Source organism: Amycolatopsis acidiphila (assembly GCF_021391495.1).
Classification (GTDB): Bacteria; Actinomycetota; Actinomycetes; order Mycobacteriales; family Pseudonocardiaceae; genus Amycolatopsis_E; species Amycolatopsis_E acidiphila.
The window spans coordinates 5,988,377-6,009,879 of sequence record NZ_CP090063.1 but is presented as its reverse complement, the minus strand read 5'-3'; the positions used below and the strand labels follow the sequence as shown (position 1 = coordinate 6,009,879).

The 21,503-nt window shown below is 70.9% G+C and carries 22 protein-coding genes and 1 pseudogene; 14 read left to right on the top strand and 9 right to left on the bottom strand.

Annotated elements, in window-relative coordinates:
• Positions 1–25: 25 nt before the first annotated feature.
• From LWP59_RS29455 to tesB, 3 genes are read left to right on the top strand one after another with little or no spacing between them, the layout of a single operon-like run.
• The gene (locus LWP59_RS29455; protein ID WP_144641682.1) at positions 26–691 is read left to right on the top strand and encodes a DUF2461 domain-containing protein; all 666 of its coding nucleotides are present in this window, start codon (positions 26–28) and stop codon (positions 689–691) included.
• A gap of 56 nt (positions 692–747) precedes the next feature.
• Positions 748–2,172 carry a pyruvate kinase gene (gene pyk, locus LWP59_RS29450; protein WP_144641683.1) on the top strand — a complete coding sequence of 475 codons (1,425 nt, stop codon included), beginning with the start codon at positions 748–750 and terminating at the stop codon, positions 2,170–2,172.
• An 18-nt stretch (positions 2,173–2,190) separates the two neighbouring features.
• Entirely contained in the window at positions 2,191–3,099 is a 909-nt protein-coding gene (gene tesB / locus LWP59_RS29445) for an acyl-CoA thioesterase II (RefSeq protein WP_144641684.1), read from the top strand.
• Positions 3,100–3,108: 9 nt separating this feature from the next.
• Here tesB and LWP59_RS29440 read toward each other — a convergent pair whose 3' ends face one another.
• On the bottom strand, positions 3,109–3,462 hold the full coding sequence (locus tag LWP59_RS29440; protein ID WP_144641685.1) for a hypothetical protein: 354 nt from the start codon (positions 3,460–3,462) through the stop codon (positions 3,109–3,111).
• Positions 3,463–3,687: 225 nt separating this feature from the next.
• Between LWP59_RS29440 and LWP59_RS29435 the strand changes: the two genes are divergently transcribed.
• From LWP59_RS29435 to LWP59_RS29420, 4 genes are all read left to right on the top strand, one after another.
• On the top strand, positions 3,688–4,539 hold the full coding sequence (locus LWP59_RS29435; RefSeq protein WP_144641686.1) for a helix-turn-helix domain-containing protein: 852 nt from the start codon (positions 3,688–3,690) through the stop codon (positions 4,537–4,539).
• A gap of 57 nt (positions 4,540–4,596) precedes the next feature.
• On the top strand, positions 4,597–4,788 hold the full coding sequence (locus tag LWP59_RS29430; RefSeq protein ID WP_144641687.1) for a DUF397 domain-containing protein: 192 nt from the start codon (positions 4,597–4,599) through the stop codon (positions 4,786–4,788).
• Between the two features lie 162 nt (positions 4,789–4,950).
• Complete coding sequence (locus LWP59_RS29425; RefSeq protein ID WP_144641688.1) at positions 4,951–5,145, top strand: hypothetical protein; 195 nt, start codon at positions 4,951–4,953, stop codon at positions 5,143–5,145.
• Between the two features lie 149 nt (positions 5,146–5,294).
• Positions 5,295–8,333 carry a helix-turn-helix transcriptional regulator gene (locus LWP59_RS29420; RefSeq protein WP_144641689.1) on the top strand — a complete coding sequence of 1,013 codons (3,039 nt, stop codon included), beginning with the start codon at positions 5,295–5,297 and terminating at the stop codon, positions 8,331–8,333.
• A 114-nt stretch (positions 8,334–8,447) separates the two neighbouring features.
• Here LWP59_RS29420 and LWP59_RS29415 read toward each other — a convergent pair whose 3' ends face one another.
• The 3 genes from LWP59_RS29415 to LWP59_RS29405 form a co-directional block, all read right to left on the bottom strand.
• A complete protein-coding gene (locus LWP59_RS29415) occupies positions 8,448–10,052 on the bottom strand; it encodes a succinic semialdehyde dehydrogenase (RefSeq protein ID WP_144641690.1) in 1,605 nt (534 codons plus the stop codon).
• Between the two features lie 104 nt (positions 10,053–10,156).
• On the bottom strand, positions 10,157–11,089 hold the full coding sequence (locus LWP59_RS29410) for a hypothetical protein (protein WP_191334816.1): 933 nt from the start codon (positions 11,087–11,089) through the stop codon (positions 10,157–10,159).
• Positions 11,090–11,220: 131 nt separating this feature from the next.
• Complete coding sequence (locus tag LWP59_RS29405) at positions 11,221–11,826, bottom strand: TetR/AcrR family transcriptional regulator (protein ID WP_144637586.1); 606 nt, start codon at positions 11,824–11,826, stop codon at positions 11,221–11,223.
• Positions 11,827–11,896: 70 nt separating this feature from the next.
• On the opposite strand from LWP59_RS29405, the gene LWP59_RS29400 reads away from it, so the two are divergent.
• From LWP59_RS29400 to LWP59_RS29370, 7 genes are all read left to right on the top strand, one after another.
• Positions 11,897–13,042 carry an acyl-CoA dehydrogenase family protein gene (locus LWP59_RS29400; RefSeq protein WP_144637588.1) on the top strand — a complete coding sequence of 382 codons (1,146 nt, stop codon included), beginning with the start codon at positions 11,897–11,899 and terminating at the stop codon, positions 13,040–13,042.
• Between the two features lie 15 nt (positions 13,043–13,057).
• Positions 13,058–14,200: a CaiB/BaiF CoA transferase family protein gene (locus LWP59_RS29395; protein ID WP_144637589.1), complete on the top strand. Its 1,143-nt coding sequence runs from the start codon at positions 13,058–13,060 to the stop codon at positions 14,198–14,200.
• Positions 14,201–14,415: 215 nt separating this feature from the next.
• Positions 14,416–14,583 carry a hypothetical protein gene (locus LWP59_RS29390; protein ID WP_186383205.1) on the top strand — a complete coding sequence of 56 codons (168 nt, stop codon included), beginning with the start codon at positions 14,416–14,418 and terminating at the stop codon, positions 14,581–14,583.
• A gap of 296 nt (positions 14,584–14,879) precedes the next feature.
• Complete coding sequence (locus LWP59_RS29385) at positions 14,880–15,362, top strand: helix-turn-helix transcriptional regulator (protein WP_144637591.1); 483 nt, start codon at positions 14,880–14,882, stop codon at positions 15,360–15,362.
• A 65-nt stretch (positions 15,363–15,427) separates the two neighbouring features.
• Positions 15,428–16,315, top strand: a complete 888-nt coding sequence (locus LWP59_RS29380) for a lysozyme family protein (protein ID WP_373299510.1) — start codon at positions 15,428–15,430, stop codon at positions 16,313–16,315.
• 26 nt (positions 16,316–16,341) lie between these two features.
• Positions 16,342–16,743, top strand: coding sequence for a hypothetical protein (locus LWP59_RS29375; RefSeq protein ID WP_144637592.1), 402 nt, complete (start codon positions 16,342–16,344; stop codon positions 16,741–16,743).
• Positions 16,744–16,755: 12 nt separating this feature from the next.
• Positions 16,756–17,097 carry a DUF3817 domain-containing protein gene (locus tag LWP59_RS29370; protein WP_144637594.1) on the top strand — a complete coding sequence of 114 codons (342 nt, stop codon included), beginning with the start codon at positions 16,756–16,758 and terminating at the stop codon, positions 17,095–17,097.
• Here LWP59_RS29370 and LWP59_RS29365 read toward each other — a convergent pair.
• The 5 genes and pseudogenes from LWP59_RS29365 to LWP59_RS29345 all read right to left on the bottom strand — a co-directional run bounded on the left by LWP59_RS29365 (position 17,063) and on the right by LWP59_RS29345 (position 21,403).
• Complete coding sequence (locus LWP59_RS29365; RefSeq protein ID WP_456151355.1) at positions 17,063–17,911, bottom strand: spermidine synthase; 849 nt, start codon at positions 17,909–17,911, stop codon at positions 17,063–17,065. The genes LWP59_RS29370 and LWP59_RS29365 overlap by 35 nt on opposite strands.
• 15 nt (positions 17,912–17,926) lie before the next feature.
• Positions 17,927–18,277 (bottom strand): annotated as a pseudogene (gene speD, locus LWP59_RS29360) (adenosylmethionine decarboxylase); the annotation flags it as partial.
• On the bottom strand, positions 18,270–19,376 hold the full coding sequence (locus tag LWP59_RS29355) for a type III PLP-dependent enzyme (RefSeq protein ID WP_144637597.1): 1,107 nt from the start codon (positions 19,374–19,376) through the stop codon (positions 18,270–18,272). The gene LWP59_RS29355 and the pseudogene speD, both read right to left, overlap by 8 nt.
• Before the next feature lie 13 nt (positions 19,377–19,389).
• The gene (locus tag LWP59_RS29350; RefSeq protein ID WP_144637599.1) at positions 19,390–20,982 is read right to left on the bottom strand and encodes a solute symporter family protein; all 1,593 of its coding nucleotides are present in this window, start codon (positions 20,980–20,982) and stop codon (positions 19,390–19,392) included.
• 4 nt (positions 20,983–20,986) lie between these two features.
• Entirely contained in the window at positions 20,987–21,403 is a 417-nt protein-coding gene (locus tag LWP59_RS29345) for a DUF485 domain-containing protein (protein WP_144637600.1), read from the bottom strand.
• Positions 21,404–21,503: the final 100 nt, after the last annotated feature.

The following is a 21,503-nucleotide window of genomic DNA, read 5'->3' as shown; positions in this document are numbered from 1 at the left end:
AGTGACCCTGGCTATCGTCTGCGCCGTGACGTTCGCGGGATTCGGAGAACACGCCGTCGAGTTCTACGACGGGCTGCTCGCCGACAATTCGAAGCCCTACTGGGAAGACAACCTGAAGATCTACCGCGAGCACGTGCGCGCGCCGATGGAGGCGCTGCTCGCCGAGCTCGTCGGCGAGTTCGCCCCTGGGTTCGGCGAGGGCAAGGTGTTCCGCCCGCACCGTGACGTCCGGTTCGCCAAGGACAAGAGCCCGTACAAGACGCACTGCGGCGCGGTGATCGAGCAGGGCCGCGGCGGCGGCGCGTACTACGTGGAGCTCTCGTCCGAAGGCCTGCGGGTCGGCGGCGGCTGTTTCCACCTGCAGTCCGACCAGCTCACCCGCTTCCGGGAGGCGGTGGACAGCGACGTCCACGGTCACACGCTCGGGGGAATTCTCGGAAAACTTCGGAAGTCGGGCTGGCAGCTCACCGGCGACGCGCTGCGCACCAAGCCGCGCGGGTTCGCCGACGACCACCCGCGCCTCGAACTGCTCAAGTACCGCTCGCTGTACGCGATTCGTGCCTGGGAACCGGACGACACGCTGCACGAACGTGGTTGTCTGGACCGCGTGCGCAAGGCGTGGCGGCAGGTGCGTGACTTCAACGAGTGGGCGCGCGATCACGTAGGGCTGAGCGAGAAGCCGCGCCGCTGACTCGATCTCGGGATCGGTAAAGACTGATCGCGCCGAAGGGTCTACCCTAGGAAAACGTGAGCCGACGCGCGAAGATCGTTTGTACGCTGGGCCCTGCCACCGCGACAGCGGAGAAGGTGCGGGCACTCGTCGACGCCGGGATGGACGTCGCGAGGATGAACTTCAGCCACGGCAGCCACAGCGACCACAAGCAGGTCTACGGACTTGTCCGCGAAGCCGCCGCGGCGACCGGCCGTGCGGTGGGCGTGCTGGCCGACCTGCAGGGCCCCAAGATCCGGCTCGGCACGTTCGCCGGCGGCCCCGTCGAGTGGCGCACGGGCGACATCGTGCGCATCACCGTCGAGGACGTCGCCGGCACCCACGACCGGGTCTCGACGACCTACAAGGGCCTCGCCAGGGACGCCAAGCCCGGCGACAGGCTGCTCGTCGACGACGGCAACATCGGCCTGGTCGTCAAGAAGGTCGAGGGCCCGGACGTGATCTGCGAGGTCACCGAGGGCGGGCCGGTCAGCAACAACAAGGGCGTCTCGCTGCCGGGCATGGACGTGTCCGTGCCCGCGATGTCGGACAAGGACATCGAGGACCTGGAGTTCGCGCTCTCGCTGGGCGTGGACTTCGTGGCCCTGTCGTTCGTGCGCTCGCCGGCCGACATCGACCTGGTGCACCAGGTGATGGACCGGGTCGGCAAGGGTAGGCTGCCGGTGATCGCGAAGCTCGAGAAGCCCGAGGCCGTCTACAACCTCGAGGCGATCGTGCTGGCGTTCGACGGGATCATGGTCGCCCGCGGCGACCTGGGCGTGGAGCTGCCGCTGGAGCAGGTGCCGCTGGTGCAGAAGCGGGCGATCCAGATCGCCCGGGAGAACGCCAAGCCGGTCATCGTGGCCACCCAGATGCTCGACTCCATGATCAACAACTCGCGGCCGACCCGCGCCGAGGTCTCGGACGTGGCGAACGCGGTCCTCGACGGCGCCGACGCGGTGATGCTCTCCGGGGAGAGCAGCGTGGGCCGCTACCCGATCGAGACCGTGCAGACCATGGGCCGGATCGTGGAAGCGGTCGAGACCGACTCGCCGACCGTGCCGCCGCTGTCGCACGTGCCGCGGACCAAGCGGGGCGTCATCTCCTACGCGGCGCGCGACATCGGGGAGCGGCTCAACGCCAAGGCCCTGGTGGCGTTCACCCAGTCCGGTGACACGGTGCGACGCCTGGCGCGGCTGCACACGCGGCTGCCGCTGCTGGCGTTCACGCCCGAGGAGAGCGTGCGCAACCAGCTGTCGATGACGTGGGGCACCACCACGCACATCGTGCCGAGGGTGGACTCCACCGACCGGATGATCCAGCAGGTCGACCACGCGATGCTGGAGATGGGCAGGTACCAGCCGGGTGACCTGGTGGTCATCGTGGCCGGTTCGCCGCCCGGCACCGTCGGCACGACGAACCTGATCCGGGTCCACCGGCTCGGCGAGGACGACCACGCCTGAGCACCTAGGGTTCAGGTCATGACAGACCTGGCGAAAGGTGCCGCGGCCGGCCTCGAGACCTCGGCGGGGGCCGGCGGGCAGCCGGTGCTCGACCTGCTGGTCGACCTGCTCGACCTGGAGAAGATCGAGGAGAACATCTTCCGCGGTGTGAGCCCGGTCCACTCGCCGGTGCGGGTGTTCGGCGGTCAGGTCGCGGGGCAGGCGCTGGTCGCCGCCGGGCGTACGGTGCCGAGCGAGCGCAAGGTCCACTCGCTGCACGCGTACTTCATCCGGCCGGGCGATCCGAGCATCCCGATCGTGTACGAGGTCGACCGCATCCGGGACGGGCGTTCGTTCACGACCCGCCGGGTGGTCGGGGTGCAGCACGGCAAGGCGATCTTCGCGCTGTCCGCGTCGTTCCAGAAGGTGGAGCCGGGGCTGGAGCACGCCGACGAGATGCCGGAGGTGCCCGCGCCCGAGACGCTGCCGACGTTCACCGAGCGGATGCGGCAGTTCCCGGACATGGCAGGCCTGCAGAGCCGCCCTCGCCCGATCGACATCCGCTACGTCACCGATCCGCCGTGGCTGACGCGCGGGACCGGCGAGCACGTGGTGCGGAACCAGGTCTGGATGCGTGCCGACGGCCGGCTGCCCGACGAGGAGCTGTTGCACGTGTGCGTGCTGACGTACGCGTCGGACATGACGCTGCTGGACTCGCCACTCGCGCGGCACGGGGTGTACTGGGACCTCGACCACGTCACGGGTGCCAGCCTGGATCACGCGCTGTGGTTCCACCGGCCGTTCCGCGCGGACGAGTGGTTCCTCTACGACACGGCCTCGCCGTCTGCCTCGGGCGCGCGTGGCCTGGCCACGGGCCGCTTCTTCGCCGCGGACGGCACCCTCATCGCGACGGTGGTGCAGGAAGGTCTGCTACGAGTCGGCCCCTGACCCGGTCCGTCAGCTCACCGAGTGCAGATGCGTCGCGCGGTGGCGCCGGGTGCGGCGCGGCAGGGTCGCCTCGACGGTGCCCAGCCGTAGCTGGACGGCGAGGTACGCGCGGCACGGCATCCGGGTGCGGCGCCGGAACGGCAGCCGGGCCGACTGGGTCCGGCAGACCGGGCACCGCCCGTGCTCGTCGGGCTCGTGCGCGGCGAGCACGGAGCGCAACGCCTGCACGAGCAGCGGGATCTCCCGCCGGGCCAGCTCGGTGGCTCTGTCCGCGTCACACAGTCCGACGGACCGGGTGAGGTCGTCCAGGCGCTGGTGGACCGAAGTCTGCAGTGGTCCGGCCGGAGAATCGCTGTCGAGCACGCCGCCTCCCGGGAAGCCGCCTCGTCTCGGTGATGCCTGGCTACCCAGATCGGGCGCAGGATGCCACCCTACATCCGCAGAGTGCAACTTGCAGTCCACCAACTCGGGGAAAGTAACCCGGATGGGTAGGTCACCCGGCGCATCTTTGGAGAATCGGCTGGTTAGATGTAGTACGGCCCAAACGGACAACCGGAGAATGGTCGCGGCCAACGCGGAGGTGCAACAGTGCAACGGGGTCAGGGTCCCACCATTCGCCGTCGGCGGCTGGCCAGCGAGTTGCGCCGGTTACGCGAAGCCGCGGATCTGACCATCGACGAGGTCGGCGAAAAGCTCGAATGCTCCGCGTCGAAGGTGAGCCGGATCGAGACCGGGCACGTCGGCGTCACGCCACGCGACGCCCGGGACATGCTGGAGCTGTACGGGCTCACCGGCGACGAGCGTGAGGCGCTGGTCCAGCTCGCCCGCGAAGCGCGCAAGCCCGGCTGGTGGCACGCCTACAAAGAAGTCTTCACCGGCACCTTCGTGGGGCTGGAGGCGGACGCCAGCTCGTTGCGCGCGTTCCAGGCCCTGCTCGTGCCCGGCCTGTTGCAGACCGAGACCTACGCCCGTGCGGTCATTCGCGCGATGCGACCGGATTCCGACGAATCGGAGATACAGCGCAGGGTCGCCGCCCGCACCGCCCGTCAGCAACTGCTTTCGGACCCGAATCCCCCCGAGTACTGGGCGGTGATCGACGAGGCGGTGCTGCACCGGATGGTGGGCGGCCCCGAGGTGATGGCGAAACAGACCCAGCGATTGCTGGAACTGGGGCAGCTGCCGCACGTGACGGTTCAGGTCGTCCCGTTCACGGCCGGGGCGCACCCGGGGATGGAAGGCCCCTTCCTCATCCTCGGTTTTCCGGAGCAGGCCGATCCCGATGTCGTCTACGTCGACAGCACGTCCGGCGGTTTCTTTCTCGAACTGCCCCCCGACGTTCGTCGCTATTCGCTCATGTTCGATCATCTGCGTGCCGCGGCGCTCAAACCGGACGACTCGCTAGCCTTGGTCGCCGAAGCCGCGGAACGATATTCCGCCTGAAGCGGGGTATATCAGCTGAACAAAGATCACCGCGTGAAAAGTGAGGAGCGGGGAGCTATGGCCAAAGTCGAATTTTCCGGGGGCACCTGGCGCAAGAGCAGCTACAGCGGCGGCGGCAACGACTGTGTCGAGGTCGCCCTGCTCGCCGAGCGCGTCGGTGTCCGCGATTCCAAGAACCCCGACGCGGGCGCGCTGAGCGTCTCCCCGTCGGGCTGGCGCGGGCTGCTGGGCACCGTCGGCCGCGACTGAGTGCTCCAACTGAAGACCCCTTACACCGTCGAGCAGGGGCTAGGCGGGGTAAGGGGTCTTTTTGGCGTCCAGGAGTGGGTGAACGTCCGATGCCGCCGGTCCGCCCTCAGGACGACTCTGAGGCTCGCAGGAAAAGAACCTAGAGCGGAAGAGGGAACTCCCATGCGGAACGACTGGATCTTCGACGCGGTGCAGGCCGAGGTGGCGTACCGGACCGAGGAGCTCTACAAGTCCTGGCCGGCGGCGCAGAAGCGGCGGCGCTGGCGGCTCGGCAGACGGGTCCCGGAGGTACAGGTGCCCGAGCAGCGGCGCCCGAGCCGGGACGAAGTGGCGCTCTCCGAGGCTCGGGCGCGGTAGGAGGGAGACCAAGGGGATCGGGAGGACGTGACGATGTCGCTCCGCGCGGATCGGGCCCACCGGATTTCCGGTGGTGTGACGGGGGTCCTGCCCGGTCCGCGCAGAGCACAGCGAAAACCGTTCCGAAACTGTCGGTGTGGTGGGTAAGAATGCGTCTTGTGCCCCGTCTAGGTTCCGGTATCCCCTTGGTCGCGCGTGTCGACGAGATGCGCCGGCTCCGTGCCGGCTTCACCCGTGCCGAACGTGGTGAGGCCGGCGCGGTGCTGCTCGCGGGTGACGCGGGCGTCGGCAAGACCAGGTTGCTGGCCGAGCTGGCGGAGTTCGCGGGCAGCCGCGGCGCGCTGGTGCTGACCGGTCGCTGCCTGGACGTGCGTGAAGGCGGTTTGCCGTACCTGCCGTTCGCCGAGGCGCTGGGCCCGCTGGCCACGGCGGACGACGCGGCGGTCGGCGACGCGGTGCGCATCCGCCCGGCGCTGGGCCGGCTGCTGCCGCTGGCGCAGCCGGGTCCGGTGTCGAACGTGGAGTACGTGCCCGTCACCTCCGAGCACGAGGCGCCGTACCGGCCGCGCCCGGAGCAGGACCTGGGGCAGCTGCAGCTGTTCGACGCGGTGCTCGGCGTGCTCACCGAGATCGCCGAGCACCGGCCGGTGCTGCTGGTGCTGGAGGACCTGCACTGGGCCGACGGGTCCACCCGGAACCTGCTGTCGTTCCTGCTGTCCCGGCTGCGCTCGCAGCGGCTGCTGATCGTGGCGAGCTACCGCGAGGAGGACGTCTACCGCCGGCATCCCTTGCGCGGCCTGCTGGTCGAGCTGGTGCGGCTGCCGGTGGTCACCCAGCTCGAGCTGCACCCGCTGAAGGAGGCCGACGCGCGCGCGTTCGTCGAAGCGCTCGCGGACGGTCCGCTGGCCCCTGAGGTGGTCGCCAGCGTGGCCGAGCGGTCGGAGGGCAACCCGTTCTTCGCCGAGGAGCTGCTGGCCTCGTGCTCGGACTGCACCGACATCCCGGCCGGGCTCGCCGAGGTGTTGCTGGCGCGGCTGGAACGGTTGTCGCCGGACGCGCGGCGCGTGCTGCGGGCGATCTCCGTGGCGGGTGAGTCGGTCTCGCACGCGGCGCTGGCCGAGGTGTCCGGGCTCGGTGAGGACGAGCTGGACGAGGCGCTGCGCGAGGCCGTGCAGCATCACGTGCTGGTGGTGGAGAAGGGGGCGTACGCCTTCCGGCACGCGCTGCTGCAGGAGGCGATGTACGGGGACCTGCTGCCGGGCGAGCGCACCCGGATGCACGCGGCGTACGCGGCGCGGATCACGCGCACCCCGCAGGGCCGCGGTCACGACGCCAAGCTGGCGTACCACAGCCTGCAGAGCCGGGATCTCACCACGGCGCTGCCCGCGCTCCTGCGGGCGGCGGAGGAGGCGGAGCGGCTGGGGGCGCCCGGCGCGGCGCTGCGTCATGCCGAGCAGGCCCTGGAGATCTGGGACGCGGTCCCGGCCGCGGCCCGCCCGCACGACGTCGACGAGCTGAGGCTGCTGCACGAGGCCTCGTACTTCGCGGGCACCTCGGGCGAGCCGGAGCGGGCGATCGCCTATGCCCGCTCGGCCGTGCAGGAGCTGCGCACCGACACCGACGTGGTCCGCGCGACCAAGACGTGGCGGCGGCTGGCCGAGGCGCTGATGAACGTCGAAGGCACGATCGACGAGGCACTCGAAGCGATCGACAGGGCGTGGCACCTGGTCGCGGACGCCGAGCCGAGCAAGACCAGGGCGTGGGTCCTCGCGACCAGGGCGGCCATCCTGCGCGGTACGGAGCGGGGTGCGGAGTCGCTGGCGAGCGCGCAGGCGGCGGTCGAGGACGCCCGGACGGCCGAGAGCGCCGGGGCCGAAGCCTCAGCGCTGATCACACTCGGCGCGCTGGCCGACAACGCGGCCGACTTCGTCGAGGCGCGGGCCCGGCTGCGCGATGCCGAGCGCAAGGCCCGTGACGCCTCGGCGCCGAACGTGGAGCTGCGCGCGCTGTGCTTCCTCGGGTTCAGCTATGAGGACCAGGGCGAGATCGCCGAGGCGATCGAGGTGTTCCAGCGGGGGATCAAGCGGGCCGAAGAGACCGGGCTGACGTGGAGCGCGTACGGGCTGGAGCTGCGGGCGCGGCACCTTTCGCTGCTCTACCAGAGCGGGGACTGGCCGTCGGAGTCCGTCACCGGTGCGCCGGCGCGTGGGGTGTCCAGCGTGCTGACTGCGCGGATGACGGCGTCGTGGCTGCCGATCGTGGTGGCGCGGGGCCGGTTCACGGTGGCGGGCAAGCTCCTCGCGGAGCTCCGCCCGCACTGGCGGGCCGAGCCGTTGACGGCGATCGCCGCGGGCAGTGCCGGTGTCGAGCTGGCGTACTGGCAGGGCGACCACGAGACGGCGGTCAAGCGCGCCAGGGAGGCGATGGACTTCCTGGAGGCGCTCGACCCTGGATACCGGTTGAGCGGTATCAGACTGGGGACGGGCGCGCTCGCGGCGGTGGCCGCCCAAGCCGCGGTGGCGCGCCTGCGCGGAGACGACGCCGGCGCCACGGCCGCCGCCGAGTTGGGGGAGCAGCTGATCGAGCGGATCAGGTACGCCGCCGAGCACGGCGAACCGCGTTCCGGTGCCCTCGGTCCCGAGGGCCGCGCCTGGCTCGCACGGGCGGAGGCCACGGCGAGCGGGCTGCGGGGCCCGGCGGATCCAGCGCTGTGGGCGAAGGCGGCCGAGGAGTTCGGCTACGGGACGGTCTACGAGCAGGCCGTGTGCCGGTGGCAGCACGCGGAGGCGCTGCTCGCGGCGGCCGAGCCGGAGCGGGCGGCGGAGGTGCTGGTCGAGGCCCACCAGACCGCGGACAAGCTGCGTGCCATGCCCCTGCGCGACGCGATTCGCGACCTGGCGCGCCGGGCGCGGATCGAGCTGCCCGGGGTGGTGGCGGCGGCGCTGCCCCAGCGGGACACGGTGGACCCGCTGACGGAACGGGAGCGCGCGGTGCTCGAGCGGGTCGCACTGGGCCGGACGAACCGTCAGGTGGGTGATGAGCTGTACATCAGCGAGAAGACGGTGAGCGTGCACCTTTCCCGGGTGATGGCGAAGCTGGGCGCGACCCGCCGCGCGGAAGCGGTCGCGATCGCCTATGACCGCGGCTTGCTGGTACGTCCCGCGGGCCAGTCCGTGGTGCGCACGTAGAAGGCGCGACCGACGTGCGTCGGCCGTGACGGTGTGGGCGATCGCCGGCGTCGCGGCGCCCCGGCTCGGGGTCGTCGCGCCTGTCGCCCCCGCCAGCTCGTTCGGCCGCGCGCCTCACCGGATGCGGCGCAGTACGCGGATCCCGGCGGTCATCCCGCGCGCCCACAGCTTCGGCGGGACCAGGCGCGGCGGCCGCAGCCGCAGCCCGCGTTGCACGGCGATCGACTGGGACTCGGTGTACTTGAGCAGTCCCTCCGCCCCGTTGCGCCGCCCGTAGCCGGACTCCTTCATCCCGCCCATCGGCAGCGCGACGGTGCCGAACGTCGCCGCGTAGCCCTCGTTCACGTTCACCGTGCCCGCCTTGATCCGCGACGCAACCGCCCAGCCCGCGTGCGCGTCGCCGGTCCACACGCTGGCGTTGAGCCCGAACGTCGTGTCGTTGGCCCGCTCGATCGCGTCCTCGACGTCGCTGTAGCCGTAGATCGAGACGACCGGCCCGAACGTCTCGCCCGCGAACAGGTCCGCGCTCTCCGGCACATCCGTGAGGATCGTCGGCTCGTAGAACAGCGGGCCGAGGTCCGGCCGCGCCCGCCCCCCGGCGAGCACCGTCGCGCCCTTCGCGCGGGCGTCCTCGACGTGCGCCGACACCGTCGCGAGCTGGCTCTCCGACGTCAGCGAGCCCATGTCCGCCCCGTAACCCAGTTCGCCACCGAGCCGCAACGCCTGGGTCTTCACGACGAACGCCCGGGTGAACTCCTCGCGGACGCTCTCGTGCACATAGATCCGCTCGACCGACACACACAGCTGCCCGGCCGAGGAGAAGCATGCCGTCACCGCACCCGCGGCCGCCTTCGCGACAGACGCGTCGGACAGCACGATCATCGGGTTCTTGCCGCCCAGCTCCAGTGAATAGCCGGTGAGGCGGCGCGCGACCTTCGCCGCGAGGTCCTTGCCCGTGGGCGTGGAGCCGGTGAAGCACAGGTAGTCCGACTCCTCGACGAGCGCGTCGCCGATCTTCGACCCCCGCCCCAGCACGATCCGCCACACACCCGCGGGCAGCCCGGCCTCCTCGGCCAGCTCGTGCAGCCACAGTGCGGAAAGCGCGGTCTGGTTGTCCGGCTTCTGGACAACGGCGTTACCGGCGGCGAGCGCGGGGAAGACGTCCATCGCGGTCAGCGCGAGCGGGTAGTTCCACGGTGAGATCACGCCGACGACGCCCTTCGGGTGCCGCAGCTCGCCGGCCTTCGTCAGCACGGGGATCACCCCGGCGGCGCGCTTCGAACGCAGGATGCGCGCGCTGTACTTCCCGTAGTACGCCGCCACGAGTGCCGTCGCGCTCACCTCGTCGAAGGCGTCCATCCGGGCCTTGCCGGCTTCGAGCTGCACCAGATCGAGGATCTCGTCCTGGCGATCCAGGACCAGGGCGTGCAGGCGGGTCAGGATCTGCTGGCGTTCGCGGACCGGGCGCGCCGCCCAGGCGCGTTGCGCCTCCCGTGCCTCGTCGAACACCTTGCGCGTGTCGGCGTCCGTGGCCTGGGGAAGGGTGGCGGTGAGGAGGCCGGTGAACGGGGCGGTGACCTCGACGGGGGCGGAGTCCTGCCCGCCGGCCGCGCGCCGGGTCAGCTGGGCGGCTCGCGCCGCGGACGGCGCTCCGACCATTCCGCCGACAGTGGTCGGCTTGTTCGCTTCGTGCCCGGTGGTCGCGGCAGTGCTCGTCATGGCCCCTCCGTTGGCGCGCGGCTACGTTACCGACGAGTACATCATACCGCCGGTATGTCAGACCAGGGTCCGGTCGCACTGGGCCCGTGGCGGGTGGCGCCGCGTCAAGGCGAGGGCGGTTCCTGCGCGGGTGGGCTCGGCCGCCCGTTCTGCCGCGAGGGTGGCTCTTGCGCGGGTGGGCTCGGCCGCCCGTTCTGCCGCGAGGGTGGCTCTTGCGCGGGTGGGTTCGACCGCCCGTTCTGCCGCGAGGGCGGTTCCTGCGCGGGTGGGTTCGACCGCCCGTTCTGCCGCGAGGGCGGTTCCTGCGCGGGTGGGTTCGACCGCCCGTTCTGCCGCGAGTAAGGCTCGGTGGACGAGCCGTACTCGGGTCGATGGCCCGGGGGCTGCGCGGACTCAGACGCCGGCGGCTCAGACGCCGGCGGCCGGCCTGGCCCGGGAGGGTGTGCCCCCGTCGCCGGATAGCCCTGCGGCGGCTGCGCGTACCCCGGCCCCCACCCGTATCCCGCCGGCCGGAAGCCCTGCGGCGGGGTGGCGTCCCCCACCTCCTGCCGGGGGCGGCGCAGCAGCACGACCGCCGCCGCGAGGGCCGCCAACGCACCGCCCGCGATGAGCCAGAAACCGGCACCCACGGCGTACACCGTCCGGTTGATGGTGGCGTCCACGGGCGTCGGACCCGCGTAGCTGAGCGTCGAGTCCACGTCCATCCCCAGCATGAACGCCACCCCGGCGGCACCGGCCGCGGCAGCGGTCACCGTCGTGCGCGCGGCGGCCAGGCCCCATCGCCGGGTCATCAAGGCCACCGCGGCCGCCACCGCGAGCGGGATGCCGAACAGGGGCACATGGCTGTCGCCGTAGACCTGGGCGATCTCGCCTTCCAGCGGCGGGTCGAAGGCCGGGCGCCACGACGTCACCAGCAGCTGGTCCCGGTTCCCGCGGGTGAAGTGTTCGGTCACGGTCGAGGGCAGGAAGCTTCCGGCAACGAGCAGTCCGGCCGCCGCGAGCGTCAACGCCGCGGCGGCGAGCCGGGTTCGGGTCATCAGCCAACTCCGTCCTGCAGGTCTCCCCTGAAGGGTGACCCGGACCTGACGTCATGGCCAGCGCCCGCGCCCGTCTCACCGACGATGCGGGCCGGCCCGAGTGAGGGCCGGGCCGGCCCGTCTCAGCAACCTCAGCCCTCGCTCGCGTGCTGGACGGCCACCCGCTTCCACTCCTCCAGCAGCTGCTTCCGCCGGGCGGGCGCGCCGCCTAGTTCGGCGTCCAGCGCCAGCCCTCGGGTGAGGTTCACGGTCAGCCAGAACAGGGTTTCGACCTGATCCGCGGGCAGGTCCTCGGCGATCGCCTTGATACTCGCCAGCGCGCTGCGGCCCATCGCCCTGTCGACCGGGCGGATCGCGGCGCGCAGGGCCGGGTCGGTGCGGGCGGCGATCCACAGCTCTGTCGACGCCGTCGCCAGCGCGCCCGAATATCCCGCCCACAGCATGTCGATCGCGGCGGGGATGGCGTCGGCGCCGCGTGGCAGCTTGCCCAGCGACTCGGCCAGCGCGGTCATCCGCTTGGTCGTCAGATGCTCCACGGCGGCCGCCATCAGCTCGGCCTTGTCCGTGAAGTGGTGCTGCGCCGCGCCCTTGGAAACCCCTGCGCGGGAACAGATCTCCTGCATCGACGTGCGCGCGTAGCCGAGCTCGACGAGACAGTCGACCGTCGCGTCGAGCAGCGCCCTCCTGGTCTGCTCACGCCGCTGCGCCTGGGTGCGGTGCCCTCGGGACTCGACCACGGTGCCTCCCGGATGTACATTCCATTCAGAACTTACCTTCCGCGTGTAATGTTTTCTAGGAGGCCGCGCCGTGCCACTGCCAACACCGAAGAGCGCCTGGGCCGAGGGGCTGGAGGACGTCCGCGAGCTGGCGCGCACGTTCTGCCAGAAGGAGCTCGCGCCCAACGAGGAGCGCTGGAGCGAGCAGAAGCACGTCGAGCGCGAGCTGTGGAACAAGGCTGGCGACGTCGGGCTGCTCGCACTGTCGATCCCCGAGGAGTACGGCGGCGGTGGCGGCACCTTCGCGCACGAGGCGATCCTCTACGAAGAGCAGGCGCGCTCGGGGGACGGCGCGTGGGGCGTCAGCGTCCACAACGGAATCGTCGCGCACTACCTGCTGGCCTATGCGGCCGAGGAGAAGAAGAAGGAGTGGCTGCCCAAGTTCGCCAGTGGCGAGCTGGTGGGCGCCATCGGCATGACCGAGCCGGGCACTGGGTCGGACCTGCAGGGCATCAAGACCCGCGCGGTCCGCGACGGCGACTACTACGTCATCAACGGCGCCAAGACCTTCATCACCAATGGCGGCCTTGCCGACCTCGTCGTGCTCGCCGTCAAGACCGACCCGGACGCGGGCGCGCAGGGCGTCTCGCTGATCGCCGTGCCGACCGACACCCCGGGCTTCCGCCGCGGCCGCGTGCTGGACAAGATCGGGCTCAAGGGCCAGGACACGGCTGAGCTGTTCTTCGACGACGTGCGGGTGCCCGCGGCGAACCTCCTCGGCGAGGAGGGCCACGGCTTCATCCAGATGATGCAGCAGCTGCCGCAGGAACGGCTCATCATCGCCGTCTCCGCGGTGGCCGGGATGGAGGCGGCGATCGACCAGACCATCGCCTACACCAAGGATCGCACCGCGTTCGGCCGGCCGGTCTTCAACTTCCAGAACACGAAGTTCAAGCTCGCCGAGGCCGCCACCGAGGCGGCGGTCGCCCGCGCGTTCCTCGACCAGTGCATCGAACGGCACCTGCGCGGCGAGCTCGACGTGCAGGGCGCGGCGATGGCGAAGCTGTGGGCCACCGAGCGCGTCAACAAGGTGATCGACGACTGCCTGCAGCTGTTCGGTGGCTACGGCTACATGAGCGAGTACCCGATCGCGCGCGCCTGGACCGACGTCCGGATCAGCCGCATCTTCGGCGGCACCAGCGAGATCATGAAGGAAATCATCTCCCGCACGCTCTGAGAAGGGATTCGACTTATGAGGCCAGGTCCCCTCAGCGGCCTGAAAGTCGTCGAGCTGGCCGGGCTCGCGCCCGCGCCGTTCGCCGCGACCATGCTCGCGGACCTCGGCGCCGACGTCGTCCGGGTGGACCGGGCGACGCCGGGGCACGACGTGCTCGCCATCGCCGGTGACCCGCTGACGCGCGGGCGCCGGAGCATCGGCGTCGACACCAAGAAGCCCGAGGGCGTCGAGCTGGTGCTACGTCTGGCCGAGCAGGCCGACGTGCTGATCGAGGGCTTCCGGCCCGGCGTCGCCGAGCGGATGGGCCTCGGCCCGGAGCAGGTGCACGCCCGCAACCCGCGGCTGGTCTACGGCCGGGTCACCGGCTGGGGCCAGGACGGCCCGCTGGCCGCCGCGGCCGGGCACGACATCAACTACCTCGGCATCGCCGGTGCGCTCGAACCGGTCGGCCGCGCGGGGGAGCGGCCCGTGCCGCCGCTCAACCTCGTGGCCGACTTCGCGGGCGGCGGCATGCTGCTCGCGATGGGCATCCTGGCCGCGCTGCACGAGCGGACGTCCTCGGGCAGGGGACAGGTCGTGGACGCGGCGATGGTCGACGGTGCCGCGTTGCTCACCACGCAACTGCACGGGATGCGGGCCGCCGGGCTGTGGCCGGGCGAGCGCGGCACCAACCTGCTCGACGGCGGCGCCCCGTTCTACGACACCTACGAGACCGCCGACGGCAAGTACGTGGCCGTCGGCGCGATCGAGATGCGGTTCTGGGGCGACCTGGTGAAGGTGCTCGGGCTCGAGGGCGAGGACCTGCCGGTCCACATCGATGCCGACGAGTGGCCGCGCCTGCGCAAGATCGTGGCCGAAGCGATCGGCAAGCACACGCGCGACGAGCTCGTGGCGAAGGCCGAGGGCACCGACGCGTGCCTGACCCCGGTGCTGAGCCCGTGGGAGGCCGCCGGTCATCCGCACAACGCGGCGCGGGGCACCTTCGTCGACATCGGCGGCGTGGTCCAGCCCGCCCCGGCGCCGAGGTTCGACCGGACGCCGCCGCAGGTTCCCGAGCCACCGCACGAGAAGGGCGCCGACACCGCGGACGTGCTCGCCGAACTCGGGTACGACGAGCCCACACTCGCCTCTCTGCGGGCGGCCGCCGTCATCGCGTAGTCGCCCTGAGGGCGCCGGTGCCGCCGGAAATACCGTCACCGGCGCCCTTACCGGCATGTCCTGACCGGGGTATGCGACAGCGAAAGTTAGGCTGGGCCGCGCACGGAGAGTCAGGAGTGGCCGCCAAGCGGGTGAAAGCCTGTTGGAAAGCCCGTCCGCCGGGCAGGATGGCGGGTGTCGCGGGCGCGGGCCCGCGAGTCGATCGGATGGAGCGCATGTCGGCGAACGCGAAGAAGATCGTCATCGTCGCCGTGGTCGCGCTCGTGTTGTTCTTCCTCATCACCAGGCCCACCCAGTCGGCCGACGTCGTGCACAACGTGCTCGGCTGGCTGCGGGACGGCGCCGAGGCGATCGTGACCTTCGTGCGAGCCCTCTTCTCCTGACCCCAGATCGATCTCGCCGGCGCCGCGGACCGCGGTGCCGGCCTTTCGTGCGCCCTGTAACGCGATCACTGAAAGTCACGATTCTCGGAATGTAGGCCGGTTGATTCGACCATCCGGGTGGATCAATCGGATTAACCCCCTGGTCGTCGAATTCGTCGGCCGAAGGGTCTGGCGCAGCAGCGGGAAATGGCTCTACGGTGCTCACATTGCGTGACCAGCTGGTTCTGGCACGCTCGATCGCTCGATCATCGCGGTTTCACGTCAGGACTTGTCAGTTGGGGCACAAGGAGGCAGGGATGACCGGAGATCCCGGAGTTGATGCGGTTATTCGGCAGTGGGCAGCCGAACGCGAGCAGACGGCCGAGGAGCAGGAGATCGACCGGATCGCGTCCGCGTGGCTCGCCGACGTACCGCAGCAGGCGCCCGGAATTCCCGGTCAGCGCGCCCGGTCCGGAGCCCGTGGCTGGGCCCCCGTCGAGTCGGCCGACCCCGACTACCTCGACGCCATGCGCGCCCGGCTGCCAGGTGTGCCGCACGAGCTGCTGGTCGCGGCCGCCGGCTGGTGGCAGATGATCGGCGACGTGGCCGAGGCCGCCAAGTGGTGGGACGCCGGGATCAGCCCGCTGGACCAGCGTGCGCTCGACTACCGCGCGGCCGGTCTTGCCCCGTCGGACCTGAGCCGCAGGCTCGGCCCGATGACCGTGCTGCAGCACCTGCGCCGGGGCAGCGCGCCCGCGTGGTGCGTCGCCCGGCTGGCCAGGCAGCAGCGCGCGAGCTGACCGTAACGTCATCCCGCGTACGGTCGTTGCTCGTATAGGGACGCCGTCGGTGGGAGGCAGGATTCTTGGGCACTGAGCAAGGCGAGCAGGAAACCGGCGCAGTGCCCCCGGCCGAGAAGCAGCAGGCACGCACGAGACGAGCCGGCCTGGCCGTGCTGGGCAGGCTCGCCGTCGTGGTGGCGGTGCTGGGCGTGGCGGCCACGGCCGTGCTGGTGACCACCAGGGTCAGCACCCCGCCGGCCGGGCAGACCACCACGGACATCCCGGCGTTGTCGGTGCAGGCCGCCGACGTGCAGCCCGGGTCGACGGCCCCGGTGAACGCCACCGTCGCGGGTGCGCCGGTGGCGGACACCCAGCCCGCGCAGCAGCCGCAGCAGCACCAGAGTTCGGGCAAGGACCTGCTGTCGGTGTGGGCGGCGAAGGTGGCGTCCGTCACGGGTGTCCCGGCCAGGGCGCTGGTCGGCTACGGCAACGCCGAGCTGGCCGTTCGCGAGAGCCAGCCGGGTTGCAAGATCTCCTGGGCCACCCTCGCCGGGATCGGGCGCATCGAGTCCAACCACGGCCAGTACGGCGGCGCGGTCCTGCAGGCCAACGGCTACCCGTCGAAGCCCATCGTCGGCGTCCCGCTGGACGGCTCCGCCGGGGTCCGGGCCATCGGGGACACCGACGGCGGGCGGTTCGACGGCGACCCGAACTACGACCGCGCGGTCGGTCCCATGCAGTTCATCCCCGGCACCTGGGCGAAGTGGGGCGGCGGCTACGACCCGCAGCAGATAGACGCGGCCGCGCTCGCCGCCGCGAAGTACCTGTGCGCGGGCGGGCGGGACATGTCCAGCGCCGCGGGCTGGTGGCAGGGCGTCCTGTCGTACAACAACTCCGTCGAGTACGCGCAGAAGGTGTTCGGCCTCGCCGACTCCTACGCCAAGGCCGCGCAGGTGGTAAAGGTCTCGTGAAGCCCCCCGAGTGCTAGCGTCGAAGCGTGCCAGCCGGGTTCCTCACACCACGCCGCCTCACGATCGGCGCGCTGTGCCTGCTCAGCCTGATCGTGTGCTGCGGGCTGGCCTGGTGGCAGTGGGACCGCTTCGAATCGGCCAGCGGCACCTTCCAGAACCTGGGCTACGTGCTGCAGTGGCCGCTGTTCGGCCTCTTCCCGGCGTTCATGGTGCTGCGCATCCGCAAGCTGCACCGGGAGGCCGCGGCGGCGGACGACGCGGCCGTGCCGGAGCCGGAGAGCCGCCAGGAGTGGGGCCGCAAGCCGGTCGCCGAGGTGCCGAGGCCCCGGCCCGTCACGCCGGCCGTCCCCGACGACGAGGACGACGAACTGGCCGCCTACAACCGTTACCTCGCCGAACTGCACGCGCGAGACCAACAGGACCACTAGGAGAAGCTCGAAATGGTGAGCACAGAAGGCACCGCGAAGGTCGCGGCGTCCCTGCGGGGGCCACTGCTGCGCTACCGGGTGCTGGCGTATGCCACCGGTGTCGCGCTGCTGTGCCTGACCGCCGCGTTCATCCTCAAGTACGCCGCGGATTCCCCGGGCATGATGAGCTGGGCCGGGGTCACGCACGGCCTGTTCTACATGGTGTACCTGGTGGTCGCGGTCGACCTGGCGCTCAAGTCGCGGTGGTCGATCAAGGGCACGATCCTGGTGCTGCTGGCCGGCACCATCCCGTTCCTGTCCTTCGTGGCCGAGCGGGCCGTCACGCACCGCGCCGAGTCGGGCCGGAAGCTCTGACCCGAAGCGGCGGCACGGTGTTGCCCCGCAACGCCGTGGCGTCGATCGTCCGGGGGCGGTAGGCCGCCTTCTCGAGCCGGCCTTCGAGGTCCGGTTCCCCGCCTTCGACGCGCCCGGACAGGAACGCCCACTCGTGCTCGTCCGAGCCGTAGTAGACGACTGTGCCGAAGGCTTCGGTGAACCGCCGCCACGCGCTGACCAGCGTGTCGTTGCGCCACATCGTCGGGCAGCCCGCCTGGCTGGAGACCACCCCGCCGGGTGCGAGCAGGGCGGTGCAGCGCTCGAGGAACTCCTTGCCGTACAAGCGGTTGTGCTGCGCCCCGGGGTCGTCGTTCTCGTCGGGCAGGTCGATCACCACGACGTCGTACCCGGGCTCGGCCCGCGCCAGGAACTCCCAGCCGTCGCGGTAGTGCACGCGGACCGGGCCGTCGCCGCGTTCGGCCGCGGCGAGCTCTGCGGGCGTGTAGCCGTAGGGCAGGTGCTCGGCGCAGGCCCGCACGGCCACCCGGTCGATGTCGACGTGGTCGACGACCTCGGCGCCCCCGGCGACGGCGAGCCGGCTCGCTACGCCCTCGCTGGACCCGATGACGAGCACTCGCCGGACCTGCCCGGCCAGCAGCATCGGCGGCACCATCAGCGCCTCGTGGTAGGTGAGCTGGGTGGCCTCCGTGCTCTGGCGCTCGCCGTCGCAGAACAGCGAGATCCCTTGTGCGGTCCGGCCGATCAGCAGGTGCTGGAACTCCGTCCTGGTTTCGAACAACACGTCCGAAACGTCCCAGGACCGCGAGATGCCGCGCCCCACGGGTTCGGTCAGCTGCCGCGCGCCGTGCCCGCGGCGGGCGGTGGTGGTGCGGACGGAGCCGGTGCCGAGCGCGCGGGCGAGCAGGCGCACGGCCAGCTCCGGGTCGGCGCGTTCCCCGCAGGTGAACACGTCCGCGAACGCCGCGCCGATCTCGGGGTACGCGTGCACCGAGGCGTGCGACTCGGCGAGCAGCGCGAGCACCGTCACCCCGTGCGGGGCGAACCGGTGCGCCAGCACGTCGACCACGGTCGCGCCCGCCTCGGCGACCGCCGAGCGCAGGGCCTCCCGCAGGAAGTCCGGATCGTCGAGCAGGCGCGGCTCGATCCCGTCGAGCTCGGCGAGCACGTGCCGCCCGGAGAAGGCGCCGATCTCACCCAAGGCAGTACGTCCGCAGCGGCTCGATCCCGTTGAAGGACACCGAGGAGTAGCTCGCCGTGTACGCACCGGCGTCGAGGATGTCCACCGTGTCGCCCGCCTTCAGTGCGAGCGGAAGCTCGTAGGACGTGTGTTGATAGAGCACGTCGTCACCATCGCACGTCGGCCCGGCGATGACGACCGGCCCCCGTTCGCCGTCGCCCGCCTCCAGGCGGTACGGGATGGCTTCGTTCTCCGTCTCGGCGAGTCCGTTGTAGCGTCCGATGTCCAGGTACACCCACCGGTGCCCGCCGCGCTGCGCCACCAGCACGACTTCGCTGCGAATGAGCCCCGCGCGGCCGACGATCGCGCGGCCGGGTTCGAGCGCGAGTTCCGGCGCCCCGGCGGGAAAGTGCGCGTCCAGCGCGTCCCGGACCGCGGTGGCGTAGGTGGCGAGGGACGGGACCGGTGCCCGGTAGGTGATGCCGAAGCCGCCGCCGATGTTCAGCCTGCGGAACGGGACCTCGGCGAAGACCTTGGCAGCCGCGGCGATCCCGGCATCCCAGGCGGCCGGGTCCGGCTGCTGTGAGCCGACGTGGAAGCCCACTCCGGCGGGTTCGAGGCCGAGCTCGGCGGCCCGGCGCAGCAGCCGCACGGCGTCGGCGGGCTCGGCGCCGAACTTGCGGCCGAACGGCGTGGCCGAGGCGGGTGCGTCCACCACCATCCGCACGGTGACCGCGGCGCCAGGCGCGTGCCGCGCGAGCTGCTCCAGGTCCGCGCCGGTGTCCGTGGTGAAACTTCGGACGCCGCGGTCGAACGCGAACGCGATGTCGCCGGGCTTCTTGATCGGGTTGCCGTACGACAGCTGCTCCGGCTTCGCGCCTTCGGCGAGGCACGCGGTGATCTCCGCCGGGCTCGCGACGTCGAACCCACCACCGGCGGCCAGCACCGCACCCAGCACGGCGGGTTCGGGGTTGGCCTTCACGGCGTAGAAAAGCAGTGAGTGCGGGAGTTCGACGGCGAACTCCCGCACTCGTTCGGTCACGACGTCGGTGTCGACGACCAGGAAGGGCGTCGGCGGGAGCTGTCCCGCCAGGAAGCGGCGGATCCGGTCGGAGCTCACGCCGCCCAGCGTGTCAGGTCCCGATGCCGGTCAGCGACCGGACCTCCATCTCCGCGTACTTGCGCGGGTCGGTCTTGCGGCCGACCAGCGTGCCGACGAACCCGCACACGAACGAGAACGGGATCGACACCAGGCCCGGGTTGGTCAGCGGGAACCAGTGGAAGTCCACGCCCTTGATGATCGCCGTGGAGCTGCCGGAGACGACCGGCGAGAAGATCACCAGCACCACCGAGGAGATCAGCCCGCCGTACATGCCCCAAAGGGTCCCGGTCGTGTTGAACCGCTTCCAGAACAGCGTGTACAGCAGGGTCGACAGGTTGGCCGAGGCGGCCACCGCGAACGCCAGTGCCACCAGGAACGCGACGTTCTGCCCGTTGGCGAGGATGCCGCCGAGGATGGACAGGATGCCGACGCCGATCGCGGTGCGGCGGGCCACCCGGACCTCGTCCTCCGGGTCGGCGTGCCCGTGCTTGAAGACGTTGGCGTACACGTCGTGGGCGAAGGAGGCCGAAGCCGTGATCGTCAGGCCCGCGACCACCGCGAGGATGGTCGCGAACGCCACCGCGGAGATGATGCCCAGCAACACCGTGCCGCCGATGTGCAGCGCGAGCAGTGGCGCGGCGGAGTTCTCGCCACCGGGGGCGGCCTTGATCTCGGCGGTGCCGACCAGCGCGGTCGCGCCGAAGCCGATCACCAGCGTGCACAGGTAGAAGACGAACACACACGCCGTCGCCCACACGACCGAGCGGCGCGCCTCGTGCGAGTTGGGCACGGTGTAGAAGCGCATCAGCACGTGCGGCAGGCCGGCGGTGCCGAGGATCAGCGCGACGCCGAGGGACAGGAAGTCCAGCTTCGTCGTGCCGTTCTTGCCGTACTGCGCGCCCGGCTCGAGCAGCTTCTCGCCCAGCGGGCTGTGGTAGGCGGCCTGGGAGAGCAGGTTGGACAGGCTGAACCCGAACTTGCCGAACAGGAACACCGTCATGAGCACGACGGAGATGATCAGGATCCCGGCCTTGATGATCTGCACCCAGGTGGTGCCCTTCATGCCGCCGACCAGCACGTAGAACACCATGACCATGCCGACGACGCCGATCACGATCGACTGGCCGAAGCGGCCGTGCACGTTGAGCAGCAGCGCGATCAGCGCACCTGCGCCCGCCATCTGCGCGAGCATGTAGAACAGCGAGATGACCAGCGTGGACGTGGCGGCCGCGGCGCGGACCGGGCGCTGCTTCATGCGGAAGCTGAGCACGTCGCCCATCGTGAAGCGGCCGGTGTTGCGCAGCAGCTCGGCGACCAGCAGCAGGTCGACCAGCCAAGCCACGAGGAAGCCGATGGAGTAGAGGAAGCCGTCGTAGCCGTTGATGGCGATCGCGCCCGCGATGCCGAGGAACGACGCGGCCGAGAGGAAGTCGCCGGACAGCGCGATGCCGTTCTGGCGCCCGGTGAACGCACTGCTCGCCGCGTAGTAGTCGGACCGGGACTTCTTCCCGCTGCTGGCCCGGTACACGATGAACAGGGTGATCGCGACGAAGATCGCGAACACCGAGGTGTTGAGGATCGGGTTGCTGTCCGGGCTCTCGCCGGCCGCGAACGTGGTGATCATGGGTTTACCGCACTCCTGCCTGCTGTCGCACGGTCTCGACCTGGGGGTCGAGCCGGCGCTTCGCGAACCGCAGATAGGCGATCGTGATCAGGGCGGTCGAGACGAACTGCAGGACGCCCAGCACGATCGCGACGTTGATCTCGCCGTAGACCTTCTTGCTCATGAAGTCGTGCGCGTACGCGGCGAGCAGGACGTACACGAGGTACCAGACGATGAACAGCAGCGTCATCGGGAACGCGAACCCGCGGAACCGGCTCCGCAAAGTCGCGAACTCCTGGCTCCGCTGGATCGTCACGTAGTCGATGTCGGCCCCGCGCCTTCTGGGCTTCGGGGCCTCTTCGCCTGCCTCGAACAGCGCCGGCATCTGGCCGGTGTCCTCGGCGGAGGTTCTCGTCGTGGAACTCTGGACGACGTTCTGCATGGCTGCCTCCCGGCGAGCTGGCGAACCTTGAGCGGCACATGCTAGCCACGGGTCGACACGGGCCGATGGGCAGGCCAGGTTCAATCCGTGAGCACCGATT

What these genes read in the sequence shown, in the direction of transcription:
- tesB (WP_144641684.1), top strand. Translation starts at nt 2,191, where the DNA reads ATGACAGACCTGGCGAAAGGTGCCGCGGCCGGCCTCGAGACCTCGGCG.
- LWP59_RS29430 (WP_144641687.1), top strand. Translation starts at nt 4,597, where the DNA reads ATGGCCAAAGTCGAATTTTCCGGGGGCACCTGGCGCAAGAGCAGCTAC.
- LWP59_RS29425 (WP_144641688.1), top strand. Translation starts at nt 4,951, where the DNA reads ATGCGGAACGACTGGATCTTCGACGCGGTGCAGGCCGAGGTGGCGTAC.
- LWP59_RS29420 (WP_144641689.1), top strand. Translation starts at nt 5,295, where the DNA reads ATGCGTCTTGTGCCCCGTCTAGGTTCCGGTATCCCCTTGGTCGCGCGT.
- LWP59_RS29415 (WP_144641690.1), bottom strand. Translation starts at nt 10,052, where the DNA reads ATGACGAGCACTGCCGCGACCACCGGGCACGAAGCGAACAAGCCGACC.
- LWP59_RS29410 (WP_191334816.1), bottom strand. Translation starts at nt 11,089, where the DNA reads ATGACCCGAACCCGGCTCGCCGCCGCGGCGTTGACGCTCGCGGCGGCC.
- LWP59_RS29395 (WP_144637589.1), top strand. Translation starts at nt 13,058, where the DNA reads ATGAGGCCAGGTCCCCTCAGCGGCCTGAAAGTCGTCGAGCTGGCCGGG.
- LWP59_RS29390 (WP_186383205.1), top strand. Translation starts at nt 14,416, where the DNA reads ATGTCGGCGAACGCGAAGAAGATCGTCATCGTCGCCGTGGTCGCGCTC.
- LWP59_RS29385 (WP_144637591.1), top strand. Translation starts at nt 14,880, where the DNA reads ATGACCGGAGATCCCGGAGTTGATGCGGTTATTCGGCAGTGGGCAGCC.
- LWP59_RS29370 (WP_144637594.1), top strand. Translation starts at nt 16,756, where the DNA reads ATGGTGAGCACAGAAGGCACCGCGAAGGTCGCGGCGTCCCTGCGGGGG.
- LWP59_RS29350 (WP_144637599.1), bottom strand. Translation starts at nt 20,982, where the DNA reads ATGATCACCACGTTCGCGGCCGGCGAGAGCCCGGACAGCAACCCGATC.
- LWP59_RS29345 (WP_144637600.1), bottom strand. Translation starts at nt 21,403, where the DNA reads ATGCAGAACGTCGTCCAGAGTTCCACGACGAGAACCTCCGCCGAGGAC.